18 protein-coding genes are annotated in these 20,242 nt (G+C 39.8%); 12 read left to right on the forward strand and 6 right to left on the reverse strand.

Translation table 11 applies throughout. The features are described from left to right. Positions 1-56 precede the first annotated feature (56 nt). Positions 57-437, reverse strand: coding sequence for a DUF2721 domain-containing protein (locus Q4575_RS02260; protein WP_215963442.1), 381 nt, complete (start codon positions 435-437; stop codon positions 57-59). A gap of 230 nt (positions 438-667) precedes the next feature. Here Q4575_RS02260 and Q4575_RS02265 point away from each other — a divergent pair, with 230 nt between their 5' ends. Both Q4575_RS02265 and Q4575_RS02270 read left to right on the forward strand, forming a co-directional pair. Further along, the gene (locus tag Q4575_RS02265) at positions 668-5,311 is read left to right on the forward strand and encodes a hypothetical protein (protein ID WP_303521204.1); all 4,644 of its coding nucleotides are present in this window, start codon (positions 668-670) and stop codon (positions 5,309-5,311) included. 13 nt (positions 5,312-5,324) lie between these two features. Beyond that, positions 5,325-5,942 carry a YjaG family protein gene (locus Q4575_RS02270; protein WP_303521205.1) on the forward strand — a complete coding sequence of 206 codons (618 nt, stop codon included), beginning with the start codon at positions 5,325-5,327 and terminating at the stop codon, positions 5,940-5,942. A gap of 105 nt (positions 5,943-6,047) precedes the next feature. Here Q4575_RS02270 and Q4575_RS02275 read toward each other — a convergent pair whose 3' ends face one another. Further along, positions 6,048-6,851, reverse strand: coding sequence for a DUF481 domain-containing protein (locus Q4575_RS02275; RefSeq protein WP_303521206.1), 804 nt, complete (start codon positions 6,849-6,851; stop codon positions 6,048-6,050). A 105-nt stretch (positions 6,852-6,956) separates the two neighbouring features. Further along, positions 6,957-7,592 (reverse strand): 16S rRNA (guanine(966)-N(2))-methyltransferase RsmD, encoded by a 636-nt coding sequence (gene rsmD, locus Q4575_RS02280; protein ID WP_272180901.1) that lies wholly within the window; start codon positions 7,590-7,592, stop codon positions 6,957-6,959. 115 nt (positions 7,593-7,707) lie between these two features. Between rsmD and ftsY the strand changes: the two genes are divergently transcribed. The 5 genes from ftsY to Q4575_RS02305 all read left to right on the forward strand — a co-directional run bounded on the left by ftsY (position 7,708) and on the right by Q4575_RS02305 (position 13,221). Then, positions 7,708-9,108, forward strand: a complete 1,401-nt coding sequence (gene ftsY, locus Q4575_RS02285) for a signal recognition particle-docking protein FtsY (RefSeq protein WP_303521207.1) — start codon at positions 7,708-7,710, stop codon at positions 9,106-9,108. Between the two features lie 140 nt (positions 9,109-9,248). Further along, on the forward strand, positions 9,249-9,935 hold the full coding sequence (ftsE, locus tag Q4575_RS02290) for a cell division ATP-binding protein FtsE (protein WP_215963324.1): 687 nt from the start codon (positions 9,249-9,251) through the stop codon (positions 9,933-9,935). Between the two features lies 1 nt (position 9,936). Beyond that, on the forward strand, positions 9,937-10,923 hold the full coding sequence (gene ftsX / locus Q4575_RS02295; protein WP_272180899.1) for a permease-like cell division protein FtsX: 987 nt from the start codon (positions 9,937-9,939) through the stop codon (positions 10,921-10,923). A gap of 442 nt (positions 10,924-11,365) precedes the next feature. Then, positions 11,366-12,232, forward strand: a complete 867-nt coding sequence (gene rpoH, locus Q4575_RS02300) for an RNA polymerase sigma factor RpoH (protein WP_215963326.1) — start codon at positions 11,366-11,368, stop codon at positions 12,230-12,232. A gap of 167 nt (positions 12,233-12,399) precedes the next feature. After that, entirely contained in the window at positions 12,400-13,221 is an 822-nt protein-coding gene (locus Q4575_RS02305; RefSeq protein ID WP_215963327.1) for a DUF2797 domain-containing protein, read from the forward strand. Positions 13,222-13,268: 47 nt separating this feature from the next. Here the strand turns inward: Q4575_RS02305 and Q4575_RS02310 are convergent, their stop codons facing one another. Continuing rightward, positions 13,269-14,072 carry a divergent polysaccharide deacetylase family protein gene (locus Q4575_RS02310; protein WP_252738701.1) on the reverse strand — a complete coding sequence of 268 codons (804 nt, stop codon included), beginning with the start codon at positions 14,070-14,072 and terminating at the stop codon, positions 13,269-13,271. Positions 14,073-14,351: 279 nt separating this feature from the next. On the opposite strand from Q4575_RS02310, the gene Q4575_RS02315 reads away from it, so the two are divergent. Then, positions 14,352-14,885 carry a DUF1569 domain-containing protein gene (locus Q4575_RS02315; RefSeq protein WP_303521209.1) on the forward strand — a complete coding sequence of 178 codons (534 nt, stop codon included), beginning with the start codon at positions 14,352-14,354 and terminating at the stop codon, positions 14,883-14,885. A gap of 19 nt (positions 14,886-14,904) precedes the next feature. Here the strand turns inward: Q4575_RS02315 and Q4575_RS02320 are convergent, their stop codons facing one another. Both Q4575_RS02320 and gpmM read right to left on the reverse strand, forming a co-directional pair. Then, entirely contained in the window at positions 14,905-16,053 is a 1,149-nt protein-coding gene (locus tag Q4575_RS02320; RefSeq protein ID WP_272180895.1) for a murein hydrolase activator EnvC, read from the reverse strand. Between the two features lie 97 nt (positions 16,054-16,150). Beyond that, the gene (gene gpmM, locus Q4575_RS02325) at positions 16,151-17,680 is read right to left on the reverse strand and encodes a 2,3-bisphosphoglycerate-independent phosphoglycerate mutase (protein ID WP_303521210.1); all 1,530 of its coding nucleotides are present in this window, start codon (positions 17,678-17,680) and stop codon (positions 16,151-16,153) included. Between the two features lie 216 nt (positions 17,681-17,896). Here gpmM and Q4575_RS02330 point away from each other — a divergent pair, with 216 nt between their 5' ends. Genes Q4575_RS02330 through gpsA form a run of 4 tightly spaced genes read left to right on the forward strand, consistent with a single transcriptional unit; the run spans position 17,897 to position 20,160 of the window. Beyond that, positions 17,897-18,328, forward strand: coding sequence for a rhodanese-like domain-containing protein (locus Q4575_RS02330; protein WP_215963331.1), 432 nt, complete (start codon positions 17,897-17,899; stop codon positions 18,326-18,328). 13 nt (positions 18,329-18,341) lie between these two features. Then, positions 18,342-18,599: a glutaredoxin 3 gene (grxC, locus tag Q4575_RS02335; protein ID WP_215963332.1), complete on the forward strand. Its 258-nt coding sequence runs from the start codon at positions 18,342-18,344 to the stop codon at positions 18,597-18,599. Between the two features lie 15 nt (positions 18,600-18,614). Then, positions 18,615-19,118 (forward strand): protein-export chaperone SecB, encoded by a 504-nt coding sequence (gene secB / locus Q4575_RS02340; RefSeq protein ID WP_215963333.1) that lies wholly within the window; start codon positions 18,615-18,617, stop codon positions 19,116-19,118. Between the two features lie 31 nt (positions 19,119-19,149). Beyond that, positions 19,150-20,160 carry an NAD(P)H-dependent glycerol-3-phosphate dehydrogenase gene (gene gpsA / locus Q4575_RS02345; RefSeq protein ID WP_215963444.1) on the forward strand — a complete coding sequence of 337 codons (1,011 nt, stop codon included), beginning with the start codon at positions 19,150-19,152 and terminating at the stop codon, positions 20,158-20,160. Positions 20,161-20,242: the final 82 nt, after the last annotated feature.

The raw sequence follows: 20,242 nt of genomic DNA on the forward strand, positions 1-20,242 counted from the left end.
TTAAAACACGTTTGTTGGAGGCAAAATATCGCTTTCGCTTTTATAAATGTAGTCGTTTACTCCATAGATTCCAGTTCTATTTCAATTGCTTTTGTACTAATTCGAACTTCATACAATGAGATAATCAAAGACATCATTAAGGTGAATAAACTGAGGCCAAAAATCACAGTGCCAATTTGGGACATCTCCAAAAACAAAAGGAACATGGCAACAGTGCACAATAAAAAGCTGAGTACTCCAGCCGTTTGCATCGCCCTGATCAACAGTAAACGCATGCGTAAATTAGATATTTGCCGTTTAACTACTTGCTCTAATCCCTTGTTATTACGTTGATTTAGTTCTCGAATTAGCTGGGCCAAAACCAAAAACCGATTGGTGTAAGCAAGCAGTAAAAGTGAGATTGCAGGGAACAGCAAAGCTGGGGTCGTGATATTCATTATGATCATTTGCGAATACTTATCGTTGTGGAATTTAAATAATACGCATATGCATGCTTAATTATCAATTATATGGCATTAAAAAGTGTTTATATTTTAATGGTTTTATTGTTATTGTGTAGAGTGTAAATTTTACAAAATATTTAGCACTGATAGTTACTTAAAAAATAGTCTAAACTATTATTATTTAAACTCAGTTGTCGTTCCAATTTTAATTAGGGGTTAGGAAATTGTCGCAAAAGAAGCCTGTTCAAAATCCATTTGAGGATTTAACATTTGAACAGTTTGTAGCCTTAGATGAAAGAGCTTTTATTAAAGTTCGATCTAGTATCGCATCGCTTCTAGACGAGTTAACCGAATCTCAAACTCAACTTCAAAGTCAGCTTGAAGATGTGGAAGCAGAAAAGCAAGAAATTGAAGACGCTTTACTATCATTATCACAGCAACTCACCGACCAAGAATCTCATGATGAAGTTACTTTTTCGGCGACTGAAATTTCCACCGATATCCAAACTTTGCAAAAACGTCTAGCTAAAGCTGAACAAGAAGCCGAATATTACTCGGAACAATTATTTGCAAAAGACCTTTCACTGAGCCAGTTAACAACCCAAATTGGTGACTTAAACGACCAGCTTGAAGAGTTGTCACCTAAAGCAGACGATGACAGTGAAAATCGTTTGGAGAGTCTGACCGCGCAACTTAACTTAACTAAAGAAGAGCTTGCCGAACGCAACGCAGAACTTAATTCGCTGCGCCAGTCTTATCAGCAGGACGCTGACAAATACGCTTCTTTGGAGCAGCAATTAAATTCAGCACAGACGTCTGAACGAGATTCAGAATCGGATTTTCAATCTCAAATATCTCAATTGCATTCACAACTCAGTGGTGAACAAGCCGCTAAAATCGAATTGCAAAAACAATACGATGAGTTGCAACAACAATGTGAAGAAAAAGCTCTGAATATTGATGAATTGCAGGCAGAGGTTAATCAAAGTCAAATTGATTTAGCGTCTTTAACACAGCAGGTGGCTCAATTAGAAATTGAAGTCGCAGAAGGCGCAAAAAGCCATGTAGACGATAAAACTGCTTACTTAAGTGAAATTCGAGAACTTAAAGATCTACTGGACCGTAAAGAAAAGCAGCGCCTCACATTTGAAAGTAATCTCAATGATGATGCCAAGCAATTTTCGCAATTAACGTCACAAATTGACCAATTGAAGAGTCAGTTAGCTGAACTTGAACATTCTAAATTGCAGCAAGACGAAGAGCTAAAACAACTTCATGGAGACAATGCTAATCTCCAACTTGAACGCGATACAAATATTGCCGGCCTTAGTGCCCTTCAGTCTGAGCATGCAAAACAACGTAACGAGTTTGAACAATTAAAAAACGAATTGGCTAACAGCAGCCAAAGCGAAATTGAAAAAAGTGAACTTATTCAATCCTTGGAACTTCAACTTAGTTCTTTAAGCGACACTAAAACTCAGCTTGAGACGACAATTAGTGAACAAGCTGAACGGCTCGAAATCCTTGAAGCACGAAGTATCGAGCTGACAGAAATCAAATTGCAGTCGCAGCATACTAAGTCAAATCTTGATGATCTGAGCAGCGAACTAAGATTTGCAAAATCTCAACACCAAGAAGACGTCAAAAAGCTTGAAGACAACTTTAGTGTTGAGCTTGAAAAGCAATTAAACGAACAAAGGCTGCTACTCGAACAAGATTTTCAAGAGGACAAAGTCACCTCAATTGACAAAGTTCAAGCGGAGCAAAATACCCGTTACGGTGAGTTAGAAAGCCAATTTAATGATGCGCAAAGCGATATTGTTAAGCTTCAAACTGAGGCGGCAGCACAACTTGAAGCATTTGAATCGGCTAAAAAAGATGCCGAAGAAAATACAAATAAAGTTAAGCAGACCTACGATAGGCAAATCGCGGATTTAGAGCGTGAACTTCAAGTTAAAGAATCTCAAATATTAGAACTCAGCGAGCAAAGCAATACGTTAGCTGCTCAACAAAGTGCAACTCAAGGCGAATTAGCAAGTCGCATTGAAAGTGAACAAAGTAAGATTGAACAACTTGAGCAACAGGCTAAGTCATTAGCAGAATTGGATGAAGTTAAATCTGAACAAGGCAAACAACTTGAGTTTCTAACGAGTGAAAAAAGTGAACTCGAGCTCGAGTTATCCTCATTGCAAGAACAGTTGGCTAGTGCTGAGTCAACCAGTGCTTTAGCTAAAAGTAACCATGAGTCAGAAATTAAGGCCATTAATTCTCAAGTAGATGACTTACAGCAACAGATCACTAAATTGACAGCCGATGCCACTGAATTAGAAGAGCGACGAGCTTTAGTTCAGCAGCAGCTTGAAGCAACAACTCATGACCTGAGCACAAAGCAAAATGAAGTTGACGCTCTAGCGGAAAAACTCGCGGAGCAAGTCGCAGAAAATAGCCAAGTTAATGCTGAGTTAGCGGATTTAAAAGAGTCACATTCTGAGCAAGTAACAAGCCTTGAAGCAGAAAAAGCGCAGCAACTTGTTCAGCTTAATGCCGTTGAAACAGAATTAGAATTAAAAGCACAAACGATTGATCAAGTTACGGCGCAAGTTGAGGATTTAAATCAGACTTTAGAGGTTAATGTTGCAGCTCATAAAGAGGCCCAGGCACAAATAACTACGGAAAATGCCATTTTGCAGCACCAACTTCACATTGTTGAAGCGAAACGAGATGAATTTGAAAGTCATATTGAAACCCTCGAATCTCGTATAGTTGAATTGCAAAATGAGCAAACTGAATTACATCAAGCGCTAGAGCAAATTAAAGACGAAAAGCGCGAGCAGTTTAGTCAACAACAACTCGCCCACTCGGATCTGTCGGATGAACTTATTGGAGTTCAAAATCAGTTAAATAAAACCAGTAAAGAACGTGATTTATTAGCTCAGCAATACGAATCATTGCAAAAGCAACGTGATGATTTGAGCGGTATATTAGATGAAACTCGCGACGCAAATAGTGACGCGTTCCAGCGTCTAACGAAACAAAATAACGAGTTACAGGCCCAACTTGAAGTAACCTATTCTGATATTCAACAACGCGAAACTGAAATTGAAACGCTTAAAGAATCGTTGACTGAAAGTGAGAATACGCAATCCGTTCTCGCTGAGATCATTAGTAAATCAGACAGTAAATATACAGCGATGCGAAATGAATTTGAGCGGGCTGAATTAAATTTTGAGGTTGAGATTTCCAAAGTCAATGCAGCCTTAGAAACTGCAAACGTTGAGTACCAAGCCTTACTCACTGATAAAGCGCAATTGGAAAATGAAATCCAACAGTTGTCTGATAAAAACAGCCAACTAGAACTGAATTTACAAACAGAAAAAGATCAGCTCGCCGAGACAAAACAGACCTTAGAGCAACAAGCAAACTTGTTGCAATCACAGCTCGACGAGAAAATAGCTGAACTAAATTTACAAATTCAAAACTTTGAGCAACTCGAACTGCAATCACAAGCTAAAACGGCCGAGTTTGACGCGTTTAGACTGACTGTTGAAGAAGAGAAAAAGATACATCAGCAAGTTATTGAAAGTTGGGAAAGCAAGCTTACCCAGGAGCAAAATCGTTTTGCAGAGCAAGCTAAGGAAGTTGCAAGACTGGACACTGAGCTTAATGCACGGTTTGAATTCCAAGATCAGCTTATTGCCGAGAATGACCAACTCACGTTACAAATTGACAATTTGCAAGAACAAGCCAAAACGTTTGCAGATTCAGCGTTAAAAACTGAACAGGCATTACGACATGATATTGCAGAACTAAAAATTGAGATTGATAATTCTCAACAAGCTGATAGTGATCAAATCGATCATTTAATGCGTGAGAATCGTCGCTTCCAGCAGTTACTAAAAACCGCGGAAACCGAAAATCAAGAACAACTTGATGATAAAGAACGACTGCAAAGTGAACTCTTTAAAGCTCAGCAGGAAGTTGCTCGATTAGCCTCATCGCAGGCTGACAGTGACAATTCAAATGACGAACAAATAATTATGTTACAAGAGGCAAATGTTGATCTCAGTAACTTAGTTAAACTTGCAAATAATAACGATGAAAAACAACGTGAAGACATTAAGCGACTAACTGAAGAATTGTTGTCAGCTAAAAAGTTAACAACGGAGCTGCAAGAACAAGTAGACCTAAACCACAGTCTCGATGAGCAGGAAGTTAAAGTACTTAAACAGGCTAAACGTGAAGCTGAGCAGCGGAGTGACGAATTACAAAAAGACGCAGTGAAGCTAGAGCAAGCGAATGAAGCCGCGGATAAGAAGATCCATATGTTGCAAGCTCAACTAAGCTCAATACAGAGCTTTAGTAATGAGCAATCGGATCAGCTATTCCAAACCAATATTGAACTGACTGAAATGATCGAGGCATTAAAAGGTACGAATAGTCGCCTGAAGATGGAACACGACCAATTAAAAGTTCGATTAGAAGATTCACTAGGTCAATTGTCTCATGTTGATGAAGAGTTTGTCGCAACGCAGTCTGAGTTAACTCAAACGAAAGCCGATTTAACAAAGCAGCAGCGTCGTTCGCAAATATTGATGGAGCAACTTAATGTTGCTAATGAAGAAGAACAAAAAGCAAAATCGAAACTCAAAGAATTAACCATGCAGCGCATAACGTTAAACTCTGAAAAATCCGCAGCGGATGTTGAGCAAGCGCGTGAGGTGATTAAACAACTTCGTTCTGAAAATAACGATTTGCAATTAGAATTAACTGAAAAAGTAGGTGCATTGGAAACCCAAGTGACGGAATATCGGTTAAAATTCAATTTTGCCCAACAGCAACTCGAGGCTTTACAGAAGCCGAAGCCATAATGAGAGGAACATTTTGTCTAAATTAACCAACGACAAACCGAAAACCAACAACTTCCAACGTATTCGAGAGTTAGGTTACAAGCAACAAGGCATCATATCTTTGATGTTAATTGAACGCATGAAACCTAATTATTATCTATTTGCCCACGTAACCGATTTTCCTCAAGAACATAATCTCGACAACATGATTAATAGTTTGTGGGAGCGTTTGTTGGTGAAGGGGGCAAAAGTCAGCTTGTCGGCAATGGAAGATAAAATAGAATTGCTGACACCGGACGAACATGAATTTGATATGTATGGTGTTTATCCAGCGTTGTATTTTTGTACCGCTGTTTTATCGTACATCAATGGCTTACAAAGTGAAGATGACTTAGATCCGGTTGCTGTAGCAAAAATATCTCAAGGATGTATTGTGCACCTTATTGAATATCAAGCCGACACCGAACTTGATAATGACGCCGTTCGCGAACATGAGCTGATGCAAAATGAAATGGCATTTTTAAGCAGTGCCATCGATTTTGTTGAAAGCCTGCCTTTGAAACAGCTTGATGCAAAATCGATTCGCCAAAAAGCAATTGAATTTGCCCTTGCCGATGGTGTTACTAATATTGGTATCGAGTTCGAGGTCTAAAGGCCATTGGATTATAGGCGCTCAAAGCAACACTCTGAAACGAGAGCTTAGAAAGGCAAAATAAAAGAGGGTTATTCAAACCCTCTTTTTTTAATGAGTAAAAAACTAAAACTCGAATTCAAATCCTGCACGGTAGCTGATGTCTGTTTTTTCTACATCTAAAACAGGCTGACTGTTATGTTCAATCAAAACACCAAATTTAAGATATAAATTTTCAGTTAATGCCGAATTAATCGAAAACTTATTAAAGGCCCGCCAGTCGCCAAACTCTTCTATATTTGGTTGGTAATACAGGGTATTCGCCAAGTTTGCATATTTACTTAATGGTTTTGCAAATACCCAATAAAGATTGGCACGGGTTTGGGTAAAGTTGGTTGGATCATCATTTACTAAGTACTTTTCGTGCTCGTTAAACAACCCGGCTCCAAAAGCGTGGGTTTTATGGAATTCTTGGCGATAGGATATCCCTAATAAATTTCTCGATTCAAGTGAACGAAAATCGTCAAAGTTACTTTGAGTAAATAGCTCAAACGACTTCTCTTTAGCAAAGTAGTAATTGTATCTAAAGTGCAAAAACGAGCTGTTGGCGCTTTCTGCACCATTACTTTTTGCATATTCACGTGAAGCCATTATAAATCCAAAATGTTTATCATGACGCTGTGAGTGGTAAAGACCGAACTCAAAATTTTCGGTGTCTGAGTTACCACTTTTTCCGGATAAATCTAAAGACAGATTGGTAAATAGGGTTTTATCTTGCGAACGTTGTCGAAGTGATTCGGTCTCATCAATCGCCATAGTATGTGCGCTGAAGGTGAATAAAAACAAAGCAGTAAGGTCTTTACTATTTAAGGTTGTAAGGGGTTTTGCTTTGCTGAAATTTGAATAAAACGATTGGCATTGTTGAAGCATAGGTAATTTAATTCTTATTAATTTTGACTATTTATATTGAATGAATGTCAGTCCGTTGAGTCTCTTCGTGTTTTACAGGGGTTTTACAGATGTTGTTCTGTAAACTCAAGCGTCGTTACCAATAAATCGATATAAAGTGGCAGAGACTTGTCCCGCGGATTTATTTTTAATTTGTTCAAATTGTTCAGACCACGCATTTGTCGTCAAGTCAAAATCAGATGTCGTTTCCTGTTCGATATAAACTAAAGCTCCTGTAGCAATGAGTTTGTGGTCAATCAAGTACGGTACAACTTTGTCCATGAAACCTTTGTTAAAAGGGGGATCAATAAAAATAAGGTCAAACTGAAAATTTAAAATTTGCTGCTGCGTAAAAAAGTCACCCTGCAAAACGGTAATTTGTTGTTGCGCACCGAGAAGTTTGACATTGCTCGTTAACTGGGATGCCGCGGTTTTATCTTTTTCAATGCAATACACCTGCTTTGCGTGACGTGAAGCAGCCTCGAATCCAAGAGAACCTGCGCCAGCAAAACAATCGAGAACTAAAGCGTCACGAGTGTGGGTCATCAGCCAGTTAAAAACGGTTTCTTTTAACCTATCTGTTGTTGGGCGTAAGCCCTCTTTGTCGTGAACTTTTAATTTTCGTCCCCGCCATTGGCCACCAATAATTCTGATCTCACCTGATTGTGCTGATTTTGACCTTTGATTTTTGCCACGTTTTGCTGAGTTAGTCGTTGGTTTCAAAGTTTTACCTCAATTTTGGGGTTGAAATTCATCAGGTGGTTATTATTTAGTTTGTTTTAAGATAATATACGCGCCAATTATCCCGCGCCTAACACATCATTTAAAGGTTTTTTTAATGGCTAAAAAGTCTGGTTTTTTATCTTGGTTTAAAAAAGGTGCTCAGGAACCTCAGAAACAACCTGAAAATACGGAACAGAGCCAGCTTGTAGAGTCGGACAGTACAACTGAAATTGGCGAAAAATCAAACCAAGAGAAGGATGTTGTCGGGTCTGAAACAACCCCTTCTAACAACGGAGCTTTGCAAGAAGCAAATGTTGATGCTGATGAAGCGGGATCAAGTATTGTCGAAGATATCGCACCAATCACACCTTCATCGGAAGAATTTGCCGTTGCAGAAACTGGTATTGACGAGCCAGTCGCTACTGACAATAGCGAAGTCGCATCAACTGAGCCCAGTATACCTGAAGAAGATCAGGACACGAGGACTGAAACAAGCGAAGTAACAGATGATGCGACATTGGTTGATGATGTTGATGCTGAAGCTGCTGAGGCGACAGAAAATGACAACGAGAGCACGCCAGCTGAGCCAAAAATAGGTTTCTTCGAACGTCTAAAACGAGGTTTAAGTAAAACACGTCAGCAAATCGGTGGTGGCTTTTTATCTTTATTTAAAGGCAAACAAATTGATGATGACCTTTATGAAGAGCTAGAAACTCAATTATTAATGGCTGATGTTGGGATGGATACCACGGTTAAGTTGATTAACCGACTGACTGAACACGCAGACCGAAAGCAGTTAAAAGATGCAGATGCGCTGTACGGTTTATTAAAATCTGAAATGTCAGACATATTGAAAAAATCTGATGCGCCATTAGTTGTTGATAACGACGATGGACCATTTGTCATTTTAATGGTTGGTGTTAATGGGGTTGGTAAAACAACTACTATCGGCAAAATGGCCAAACAGTTTCAGCAACAAGGCAAGTCTGTCATGTTGGCTGCAGGTGATACGTTCAGAGCGGCAGCTGTTGAGCAATTGCAAGTATGGGGTGACCGTAACAACGTGCCGGTTATTGCACAGCATACTGGAGCTGACAGTGCGTCAGTTATTTTTGACGCTTACCAAGCTGCGAAGGCGCGTAAAGCCGATGTGCTTATTGCAGACACTGCGGGTCGATTGCAGAATAAAGATAACTTAATGCAAGAGCTTGAAAAAATTGTACGAGTGTTGAAAAAACTTGATGCCAATATTCCACACGAAATCATGTTAACTATTGATGCAACAACTGGCCAAAACGCCATAAGCCAAACTAAATTATTTAATCAAGCGGTTGGTCTAACGGGTATATCATTAACGAAACTCGACGGCACTGCCAAAGGTGGCGTTATCTTTGCGGTTGCAGAACAATTTGAAATTCCAATCCGCTATATCGGGGTTGGTGAAGGAATTGAAGATTTACGAACCTTTGAGCATCAATCTTTTATTGATGCCTTGTTTGATGAAAGTGAAAATTAATACTGAATTTATTCAAGTGTAGGTAAAACAGCGAAAATACCAAAAGCCCATTCAAGTAATGGGCTTTTATCTATCCTGACCTTGGGGTAATCTATGACCAGTTCAAAAACAATAATAAAGAATGAAGGGAAGTAGCGCTAATGATCCGATTTGAGCAGGTCAGTAAAACCTATCCTGGTGGGTTTCGAGCTCTTGAAAAAGTATCGTTTCATCTTGAGCGTGGAGAAATGGCGTTTCTCACAGGCCACTCCGGAGCGGGTAAAAGTACGCTATTAAAACTGATCAGCATGATTGAACGACCTTCAATCGGTAATGTCTTTATTAATGACAAAAATTTAAATCTCATTACTCCGAACCAAGTGCCTTACGCGCGCCGTGACATTGGTATGATTTTTCAAAATCATCGACTGTTACAAGAACACACCGTATTTGACAATGTTGCTTTGCCATTAGTTATCGAAGGTTATACCCAAGGTGAAATAGCGAAACGGGTTCACGCTGCTTTGGATAAAGTTGGTTTATTAGATAAAGCCAAATGTTTCCCGAAAATCCTGTCTGGCGGCGAGCAACAAAGAGTTGGTATTGCGCGCGCTGTCGTAAATAAACCACCTTTGTTATTGGCCGATGAGCCAACAGGAAATTTAGACCCTGAGTTATCAAAAGAAATCATCAATGTATTTGAGCAATTTAATGATGTGGGTGTTTCAGTATTAATTGCTACCCATGATTTAGGATTGATTGCCCGTATGCGTTATCGCACATTAAGTTTAAAACAAGGTCGAATGACCAATGATGGCTTATCTGCTGAAAACGGTTTGGGGATGTAAAATGAGCATTTTATTTAGTTCTGAACAAAAGGGTGCAACAAAACGCGGTGTTAACCCGCTGCAACGTTTTGTATACTTTTGGATTAATAACCTTAGACAAATTGTAACGAGTTTAGGTGAGATTTGGCGTACCCCAGTCGCCTCTGTTATGACGATATTAGTCATGGGGTTAAGTTTAACGCTTCCTGCTACTTTGCACATCATAGTCAAAAATGTTCAATCTATTAATGTTGAATGGGACAGTGCCTCTGAGATCAGTTTATTTTTAAACGAAGGATTGTCAGAGCAACAAATTGCCAGCGCCATTAGACGAATTAGTGCCTATGACGAAGTGGATGAACTTAGATACATTAGTAAAAATGACGCTATTGAAGAGTTTAAAACGCTTTCAGGTTTTGGTCAGGCGTTGTCATATTTAGAATCTAATCCACTGCCAGCGTCATTTGTAATCACGCCTACAGCCCGTTTTCGTCAAGCTGAAAGTGCTAAAAACCTATTACTTAAACTGCAGAAAGAACGCGAAGTTGATTTTGGTAAACTTGATATAGATTGGTTAACGCGACTCAACGCCATTGTTAATATGTTGCAGGAGTCCGTAATTACCGTTGCCATTTTATTATTGGTATCTGTGGTGTTAATCATCGGCAATACGATTAGGCTATCGATAATCTCTAGACGAGAAGAAATAGAAGTAATGAAACTGGTAGGGGCGACGGAAGCATTTATCCAGCGACCTTTTGTCTATACCGGTTTGTGGTACGGACTGATGGGCGGCTTTATAGCGTTTATCGTTGTAAACTTTGTTGTCTGGTGGATGCAATCTGCTTTAGTCGAAATCTCTGGCTTGTATGTCAACGACTTTGAAATTGAGGGCCTATCATTTGCCGAGTTCGGTTGGTTAATGGCAATAGCTTCGTTTTTAGGATTCTCAGGCGCTTTCTGGTCTGTGCATCGTCATATTAAAGAAATTGAACCAAACATTGATTAAGCATTCTTTTACGTAAAAATTGCCGTGATGCCTCAAACGGTTGAGCGGCAGGACTCAATGCTCTATGCGCTAGCAGTCGACAACGCAGGCTCCTCATTGTTCTACTTTTATACTCAGATAGTCACGGTTGTTGTTGACTAATAACTATCCGCAATCAGCAAGACGTTTCTTGTCAAAAAGTACAGCACTTAATTTAGCGCTAAAGCGTAACAAAGTGTTTCAATCTGCGTTTTTTTGAACAATATTCTTCAAATATTTTGATTTACCAGCTGGTTTTTCCGCAAAATTTCATTTTATCTATCTGTATTTAAAGGTTATTTCTAAATCTTATATTAGGCTTATAGCCATAGATCTAATCGATCTATAAATAGCGAAAAATAAATTAGCACTCTATCAGCTTGAGTGCTAAGATGCCTTTCAGTTAATTAAAGGAGGTTTAAATATGAGCCGAAAAAATCAATCAATGGCATTGGCGATAACGCCTCAAAGCGGCAGCATTGAGTCTTATGTTTCTTACGTGACAAGCATTGATATGTTAGCTGCTCAGGAAGAGAGAGAACTGGCATTCAAACTATATGAAAACGAAGATTTGGAATCTGCGCGCAAACTTATCATGTCGCACCTTCGTTTTGTTGTACATATTGCACGAAGCTATTCAGGTTACGGTTTACCTCAAGCGGATTTAATCCAAGAAGGTAATATCGGCCTTATGAAAGCGGTAAAACGTTTCAACCCTGAGGTTGGCGTACGTTTAGTTTCTTTTGCAGTACATTGGATTAAAGCTGAAATCCACGAATTTGTATTAAAAAATTGGCGCATCGTTAAAGTTGCGACAACGAAAGCACAACGTAAATTATTCTTTAACTTACGTAAGTCGAAAAAACGTCTTGGCTGGTTTAGCAACGAGGAAGTTTCAACTGTTGCAGAAACTTTAGGCGTGTCAGAAAAAGAAGTGTTAGAGATGGAATCTCGCATGAGTAATTACGACATGGCGTTTGATATCGGTAATGATGAAGATGATTCTGATTCTGCAGCGTATTCACCGTCAATGTATTTACAGACAAATAATTCTGACTTAGCGGCAAACGTTGAAAAAGAACAGTACGTTGAACATACTAACAACCGTTTGATGTCTGCAATTAAAACATTAGACGACCGTAGTCAGGATATATTGCACAGCCGTTGGTTAGACGATAACAACAAAACAACGTTGCAAGAGTTGGCTGACAAATACGGTGTTTCTGCTGAACGTGTTCGTCAGTTAGAAAAAAATGCAATGAAAAAAGTTCAAGCGTTGTTAGTTGCTTAAAGCGGTTACGCGATTAGCAGTTTATAGCACCTCAACTGTTGTAATTAGAACCAGCCAATGTGGCTGGTTTTTTTTTGCCCTGAGAATTGCATTATGAATTACGTTGGTCTGGCTGCCAATTCGCTTTATACTTCTAATAATTAACGTAAACACTAAGAACATCATTTATGTTGGGACACCTCAAAAAAATGCGTGCAAGTCTAGACACGCAAACAAATCAAGTAACTTATTTATTGCCAGTAGGCGATGAAGAACTACCGTTAAATGACTTTATTGGTAAGTCATTAACACTTACTCATACCGGCAATATTAATTGCAGCAGTTGCGGAAAAAAGACGAAAAAGAGTTTCTCTCAAGGACATTGTTTTCCGTGTATGAGGAAACTTGCGTCATGCGATATGTGCATCATGAAACCGGAAACCTGCCACCACGCCGAAGGCACATGCCGAGAGCCTCAATGGGGTGAAGAGAATTGCATGATCCCACATTATGTTTATCTAGCGAATACCTCAGGGTTAAAAGTGGGTATAACACGCCATACCCAAATACCAACAAGGTGGATTGATCAGGGCGCAACACAGGCGATTCCGTTGTTTAAAGTTAAGACCCGTTTACAGTCTGGTTTAGTGGAGATCGCGTTAGCGGAATTTATCGCTGATAAAACCAATTGGCGAGCAATGTTGAAGGGCGAAAATCCAGAACTCGATTTAAAACAAAAAGCCCTAGAGTTAGTGCCACAAATATCGGAACGACTTGACGAAATTAGACTAAAATTTGGTGAAGACTCGGTAGAATTATTGGATCAGGAATTGGTCACGATTGATTATCCAGTGACGCAATACCCAACCAAAATAGCCTCACACAACTTTGACAAAAATGTTGAAGTCAACGGCGTGTTACTGGGAATTAAGGGGCAATACCTTATTTTTGATACCGGCGTGATTAATGTTCGAAAATTTACGTCATATGAAATTGAAGTGAGTTATTAAGGCGTCTTTTATGGGATCGGCGCACTAATTAAACTTTTTATTGTGAATTAGTGTGTTGCGTCTTTGGTTGCAAGGGCAGGGGCTTTTAATATGTCAGCTTCGTCATCTTTAACCAAAAACACAGGAACTGTTGTCGGTTTTAGTAATGTCGAAAGCGGCACCAATTCTATCCCTTCCTTCTCCAATCGTTTAAGTTGACTTTTTAGTACTTGATACGTCTCTGGGTAAGGGTGCCCAATGGCAATTGCTGAACCGTGTTGTTTAGCGATTTTTATTAATTTATTAAACTGCCGTTCAATGGCAATTTTATTACGGTGATGATCCAAAAATATATTTCTGTTTAGAGACGACACACCGTACTCTTTTGCGACTTTCTCAATTTTGCTGTATTTAGTGGTTTTGCTATCCAAAAAAAACATATTGTGTTGACGTAATAATTCCATGGTCCAACCCATAGGTTTTTCCTGTTGAGTTAACAAACTCCCCATGTGGTTATTGACTCCAACAGCAAATGGAATATCTTCAAGAGCCGCCAACAGTGTTCGTTGATAAAGCTGTTTTGACATTGATTGAGTCAAAGCTCCTGGTCCAAGCAACTCATTGTGAGTATTGGCTTGCATGGGTAAGTGAATAATGACGTCGCGATGATTATTACTGGCGTGTTTGGCGTAGGCATAACCAAGTGGGGTGTGTGGCAAAACGGCATACGTAAGCTGTCCGCTTAATTCAAGCAGTTTTCTGTCGCTCTGTTTATATCCTATATCGTCAATGACAATGGCCACCTGGCCAGCATGAGCTGTAGAAAAAACAAAGCTCAAGATCAAGACGAACCAACACGTAATTTGGTTCAAGTTAGCGTACGACTCTTATTATTGTGTTTTATTATTTTTGATAACGAATCAATCGTTATTCTTAATTGACAATTATTATAACCGAGCGGCAATTGGTTGCACTCTTTTACGGCAATTATATTGAATGTTTTTTCTGGATCAAAAGCCGACTATTGATCGATTTAAGCGGTTCAGGCTTTAGCGAGGGCAACTCCACGTATAAACTTATCAATGAACTTGAGTGAAACTGTAATACACTCCCATAAACGGTGTTCGTATTTTAATTTTGAAGGAAGTCACATGAATCGTCGGCAATTTATTAAAGGCTCAATCGTCACTTCAGGAATTGCCATTTCAGGTATCGTAGGCTTAAATTTATTTATTAACAAGGTAAGTAAGGACAAACTTACAACTGAATATGCACTTACGGTTATAGACCGTTTGTCGAGACAAGAGTTGAGTTCGAGCGGGGTCTGGGAACCGTATCAAATATTTATGCATTGTGCTCAGAGTGTCGAGTATTCAATGACAAAATTTCCAGTTCACAAGTCGAGAGTGTTTAAAGAAACAATAGGTAAGCTGGCTTTTTCCGCTTTTGAGCATAAAGGTCAAATGACGCATAGCCTTAGTGAGCCAATTCCTGGAGCACCCAAAATAGCAAAGCATAAAAGTGCGCAAGTTGCGCTGACGTATCTTAGAAATACATTAGTCGCTTTTGATCAATATCAAGGCCAATTAGCCCCGCATTTTGCGTATGGTGCATTAACTAAACGTGAATTTGAAATGGCGCATATCATGCACCTCAACAACCATCTAGATGAGATTATTAGTTAATTTAACAATAGTGGCGGCATTAACGACACCAGCGAGCAGGATTTACGGTTTCGCCCTTGTAACGAATCTCAAAATATAGTCCAGCGGATTGCTGGCCGCCACTTTGACCGACAAGTGCGATGGGTTCATTTTGTTCAACATAGTCACCGGCTTGTTTTAACAGGGCTTGGTTATGCCCGTATAAACTCATATAGCCTTTACCGTGGTCTACAACAGCTACCCAACCAAAACCCTTTAACCAGTCTGCGTATAGAACAATACCGTCTGCGATTACATTGACTCTATTGCCTAAATTACCGTCAATAACAACGCCTTTCCAACGCAATGCACCGCTTCTACGTTGACCAAACTTACGAACTAAACGACCGCGAGTTGGCCATTTGAGTTTGCGTTTCAAATTATACAAACCGATTAAGTTTTCAGGATCGCGTTCTGCATTTCTTTTGGCGCGGGCAATCGCGTTTGTGAGTCGCTCTTGGTCGAGTTGTAATTGTTCGAGTTTTTGTTTGTCGGTTTTAATATTTGAGCGCAGTTTGTTTAACGCTGCTTTACGTTCCATTTGGGAACTGAGAAGTTGTTTTTTGTCGTTTAATTGATCTGCTTTACTAATGGCAAGTTGTTCTTTTTGGGCAATAAGTTGTTCTTCAACTTCGGTCAGTCGTGTAAATACGGCTTGAATTTCGTCAAGTTGTGCAACCCGTGCGTCATTAATTTTACGGTAGTAAGTAATAAGGCGTTCCAATTGTGCCGGATCGTCCTGATTAAGAAGTAGCTTAGTGTAGTCATGTTTACCACTTAAGTAAGCTGTTTTAATTAGCTCACCGAGTACTTTTTGCTGCAATTTTTTCTGTTTTAGTAGTTCAGATTGTTCTTTGTCTAGGTTTCTTATTTTAGTTTGTGTTGCAGAGATTTGTCGTTCGGTTTGCGCAAGATTAAGTGCAAGTTCTGCAACTTTGAGTTCGGCGGCTTGAAACTGAGTTTCAATATTGGATTCTTTTTTAATTTGTTGTTCAAGCAGTAAACGCTGTTGCTTGATATTGTCCTGTACAAGTTTTAACCGTGCGGTTTCTTTGCTCACGGCATCTTCGGCATACGCAGGTAATGCGAAGTACAATAGCGAAAATACGCAAATCATCCAACCAAAGGCAACATTTTTGAACGATGTCATATTAACTGTGCAGTCCACAAAAATAAAAAGGGGCAATAAGCCCCTATCTAATCAATTTGTTGGAAATTAATCAACTAACAATGTGTTAGGTGATGATTTAGTCAACCAACATGAGCGGTTTGCCTGTCATTTCTGCAGGTTGTTCCATGCCCATTAATTTAAGAATCGTTGGCGCAACGTCGCTTAATTTACCGTTAGGCACAACTTGCGCATCTCGACCAACATAAATGAAGGGTACTGGCTCACTAGTATGTGCAGTATGGGCTTGACCAGTTGTTGCATTAGTCATCAATTCAGCATTGCCGTGGTCAGCAGTGATAAGACATTCACCACCGACAGATTCTAGAGCATCAACCACACGACCAATACAGTGGTCAACCGCTTCACACGCTTTAACAGCGGCTTCGTACACACCCGTATGACCAACCATATCGCCATTTGGATAGTTAACAACGATGAAGTCAAACTCTTGAGATTTGATAGCTGCGACAAGTTTGTCCGTCAATAACTCAGAGTTCATCTCTGGTTGTAAGTCATAAGTAGCAACCTGCGGCGAAGGAATAAGTTCGCGTTTTTCACCAACATATAAATCTTCGCGACCACCAGAGAAGAAAAACGTCACGTGGGCAAACTTTTCAGTTTCCGAAATGCGCAACTGTGTTTTATCGTGTTTTTCAAACCATTCACCCATAACATTAGTCAACTCAACCTTTGGAAAGGCAACGTTGGCGTCAATATCAGCAGCAAATTGCGTTAATGTCACAAAGTCTGCAAGATTAGGAATGGCAGTACGATTAAAACCTGTAAATTCTTTTTCAGTGAATGTTCGTGTGATTTCACGTGCGCGGTCGGCTCGGAAGTTCATAAATACTACAGAGTCGCCATCACTTATTGGCGCTGCTGTACCAATAATGGTCGGCTTAACAAACTCGTCGTTTTCATTACGTTCGTAGGCGGCTTTAAGGCCTTCGACTGCCGTTGAAGCTGTAAATTCACCATCACCTAGTGTCAATAAATTATAGGCCGCTTCAACTCGATCCCAACGATTGTCGCGGTCCATTGCATAATAACGACCAATTAGTGACGCGACTTTACCTTGACCAGATTGAGCAAAATGAGCTTCAAATTTGGCTAATGCATTTTCAGCACTTCGTGGTGGCGTATCACGACCATCTAAGAATGCATGGACATAAACTTTATTACAACCTTTCTGCTCGGCAAGTTTAACCATTGCTAAAATATGGTCATCATGGCTGTGAACCCCACCTGGTGACATCAAACCCATAACATGTACAGCTTTGTCATTAGCGACGGCTTTATCAACGGCAGCAACTAGCGCTGGGTTTTCATTAAATGTGCCGTCGTCTATTGCCTTTGTGATCTTGGTGAAGTCTTGATAAACAATACGTCCAGCGCCTAGGTTAACGTGGCCAACTTCAGAGTTACCCATTTGACCGTCAGGTAAACCAACATCTAAACCGCTGCCAGAAATTAACGTGCTAGGTTTGTTTTTCCATAGTGCGTCTAAAATAGGAGTATTGGCATTAGCAATGGCGTTATTAGTGGTATCTTCACGATATCCCCAACCATCCATAATCACTAAAACGAAAGGTTTTTTATTTGACATAGGAGCTTCACTTTTAGGCTGAATTCATTTTTTAGTGCCTTTATTCTAACCTGTTTTTAATTAAGTTTTTATAACAAATTGTAATTTGCGGTTATGAAAAGTATGAACCTGATAGGGTGGAGCAAAATGAAATATAACTTTCATTCTATAAGCTTTTGGTTTCTTGCTTTGAAATAGGTATAATCGCGCGACTTTTGAAATAAATGGATGGGTACAATGACACAATTTATCGAATTTCTCGGTAACCATTATATGATGACAATGGCCTGGGCAATTTTATTTGTCATGTTGGTGTCTAGTTTTGTGAGTGGCGCAATGTCACCAATCAAAGTGATTGGTACACAAGACTTAACTATGATGGTAAATCGTTCAAATGGCGTAGTGGTGGATGTTCGCCCACAGGCAGACTTTGCAAAGGGTCATATCACTGATGCGCTTAACTTAACGTTGGACAAAATTACTTCAGAGCAATTTGGTTCTCTTGAAAAACGTAAGTCGGACCCCATAGTTGTAGTATGTAATGCTGGGGTTTCTGCAAAAAGTGCAGCACGTTTGCTTAGCAAAGCTGGATTTGAGCAAGTCACTGTTTTACAGGGCGGCATGCAAACTTGGACAGGCGCTAATTTACCTGTCGTTAAGAAAAAATAGTGAAATCGAATTAATGGCTCAAATTGACATTTATACGAAGGCGTATTGCCCGTTTTGTTCTCGAGCTTTAGCTTTGTTAAAAGCGAAGAACGTTGAATTTAATGAAATAAAAATAGATCAAAACCCAGAGCTTCGCACGCCAATGATTGAACGTGCAAAAGGTGGGTATACCGTGCCTCAAATCTTCATCGGCGATTACCATGTCGGTGGTTGTGACGATTTGATGGCGTTAGAGCGAGCAAACAAACTCGACAATCTTTTAATAAAATAATTACTGGAATAAACCATGGCTGAAGAAAACCAAGCACCTGCTGCAGATCAAGCTGCACCACAATTTTCGATTCAACGTATCTATGTTAAAGATTTGTCGTTTGAAACACCTAACTCACCAGCTATCTTCACTAAAGAGTGGAAGCCAGACGTAAAATTAGATCTTGATAACCGTAGCGTTAAAATTGAAGAAGGTGTTTTTGAAGTAACATTATCTGTTACCGTAACCGCGACTGTTGAAGGTCAAACTGCATTTTTATGTGAAGTACAGCAAGCTGGTGTTTTTGTTATCGGTAACATGCCAGAAGCACAAACTGCACACATGTTAGGCGCGTTCTGCCCAAATACACTTTTCCCTTATGCTCGTGAAACAGTTTCTAACTTAGTTAATCGCGGTACTTTCCCTGCGCTAAACTTAGCACCAGTAAACTTTGATGCGTTATTTGCTCAATATGTACAGCAAGCACAAGCTAAAGCGACTGCTGAAGCGGCTGGCGAAGGTCAAAAACTAGACGCGTAATTGCTTCGTTGGATTTAAGTCTGGGAATATGATGACAGCTGCTAAACGATATAAAATTGCAGTGTTAGGCGCCGGTTCTTATGGAACGGCCCTAGCATTTTGTTTTGCTCGCAATGGTCACGATGTGATCATGTGGGGTAGGGATAAAACTCAAATTGAACAAATGCAAAACTCGCGGGAAAACGCAAAGTATTTACCTGGTGCAACTTTTCCTGAATCGTTAGATGTTACCGATGATCTCGAATTAGCGGTTAAACAGGCTGACATTCATCTTGTTGTCGTGCCGAGTCATGTATTCTCAGATTTATTAATTCAGATAAAACCTTGGTTACCTTCGAATGCCAAAATTTGTTGGGCTACCAAAGGGTTAGACCCAGAGTCGGGTCGACTTTTACAAGACGTTGCTCGAGATGTGTTAGGAAGTGAACCGTCACTTGCTGTTTTATCCGGCCCTACCTTTGCAAAAGAAATGGTTGCAGGTTTACCAACAGCAATTTCTTTGTCATCTGAAGATCAAGAGTTTTGTCAAAAACTCAGCGACTATTTACATTGTGAACGTAAGTTTCGGGTGTATATCAATGCTGACTTTACCGCGGTTCAGCTAGGCGGAGCGGTGAAAAATGTTATCGCTATTGGTGCTGGAATGGCCGATGGTATTGGTTTTGGCGCAAATGCACGTACCGCATTAATTACCCGCGGATTAGCGGAGATGATGCGTTTAGGCGTCGCGTTAGGCGCTGAGTCAAAGTCCTTTATGGGGATGGCTGGCCTTGGCGACTTGGTCTTGACTTGTACCGATAACCAATCACGTAATCGTCGCTTTGGCTTGGCTTTAGGTGAAGGAAAAAGTGTTGATGATGCCATGACTGAAATTGGTCAGGTTGTTGAAGGTTATAGAAATACCAAAGAAGTGTATATGCTAGCCAAACGTAATAATGTTGAAATGCCTATCACTGAGCAAATTTTTCAAGTGTTATACGAAGACAAACCTGCCGCTCAGGCTGCTATGGCTTTATTAGCGCGGGATCCAAAATCTGAATAGTGTGAGTCTTGAGAGGGAAAGTACGTTTTAGGAACTAGAGGTATTTATTAAAAGTATCTTAACGATTAAAAAATCGCTACGG

The organism is Psychrosphaera sp. 1_MG-2023, assembly GCF_030548245.1.
Taxonomy (GTDB): domain Bacteria; phylum Pseudomonadota; class Gammaproteobacteria; order Enterobacterales; family Alteromonadaceae; genus Psychrosphaera; species Psychrosphaera algicola.

What these genes read in the sequence shown, in the direction of transcription:
- Q4575_RS02260 (WP_215963442.1), bottom strand. Translation starts at nt 437, where the DNA reads ATGAATATCACGACCCCAGCTTTGCTGTTCCCTGCAATCTCACTTTTA.
- Q4575_RS02275 (WP_303521206.1), bottom strand. Translation starts at nt 6,851, where the DNA reads ATGCTTCAACAATGCCAATCGTTTTATTCAAATTTCAGCAAAGCAAAA.
- ftsY (WP_303521207.1), top strand. Translation starts at nt 7,708, where the DNA reads ATGGCTAAAAAGTCTGGTTTTTTATCTTGGTTTAAAAAAGGTGCTCAG.
- ftsE (WP_215963324.1), top strand. Translation starts at nt 9,249, where the DNA reads ATGATCCGATTTGAGCAGGTCAGTAAAACCTATCCTGGTGGGTTTCGA.
- ftsX (WP_272180899.1), top strand. Translation starts at nt 9,937, where the DNA reads ATGAGCATTTTATTTAGTTCTGAACAAAAGGGTGCAACAAAACGCGGT.
- rpoH (WP_215963326.1), top strand. Translation starts at nt 11,366, where the DNA reads ATGAGCCGAAAAAATCAATCAATGGCATTGGCGATAACGCCTCAAAGC.
- Q4575_RS02305 (WP_215963327.1), top strand. Translation starts at nt 12,400, where the DNA reads ATGTTGGGACACCTCAAAAAAATGCGTGCAAGTCTAGACACGCAAACA.
- Q4575_RS02315 (WP_303521209.1), top strand. Translation starts at nt 14,352, where the DNA reads ATGAATCGTCGGCAATTTATTAAAGGCTCAATCGTCACTTCAGGAATT.
- Q4575_RS02320 (WP_272180895.1), bottom strand. Translation starts at nt 16,053, where the DNA reads ATGACATCGTTCAAAAATGTTGCCTTTGGTTGGATGATTTGCGTATTT.
- gpmM (WP_303521210.1), bottom strand. Translation starts at nt 17,680, where the DNA reads ATGTCAAATAAAAAACCTTTCGTTTTAGTGATTATGGATGGTTGGGGA.
- Q4575_RS02330 (WP_215963331.1), top strand. Translation starts at nt 17,897, where the DNA reads ATGACACAATTTATCGAATTTCTCGGTAACCATTATATGATGACAATG.
- grxC (WP_215963332.1), top strand. Translation starts at nt 18,342, where the DNA reads ATGGCTCAAATTGACATTTATACGAAGGCGTATTGCCCGTTTTGTTCT.
- secB (WP_215963333.1), top strand. Translation starts at nt 18,615, where the DNA reads ATGGCTGAAGAAAACCAAGCACCTGCTGCAGATCAAGCTGCACCACAA.
- gpsA (WP_215963444.1), top strand. Translation starts at nt 19,150, where the DNA reads ATGACAGCTGCTAAACGATATAAAATTGCAGTGTTAGGCGCCGGTTCT.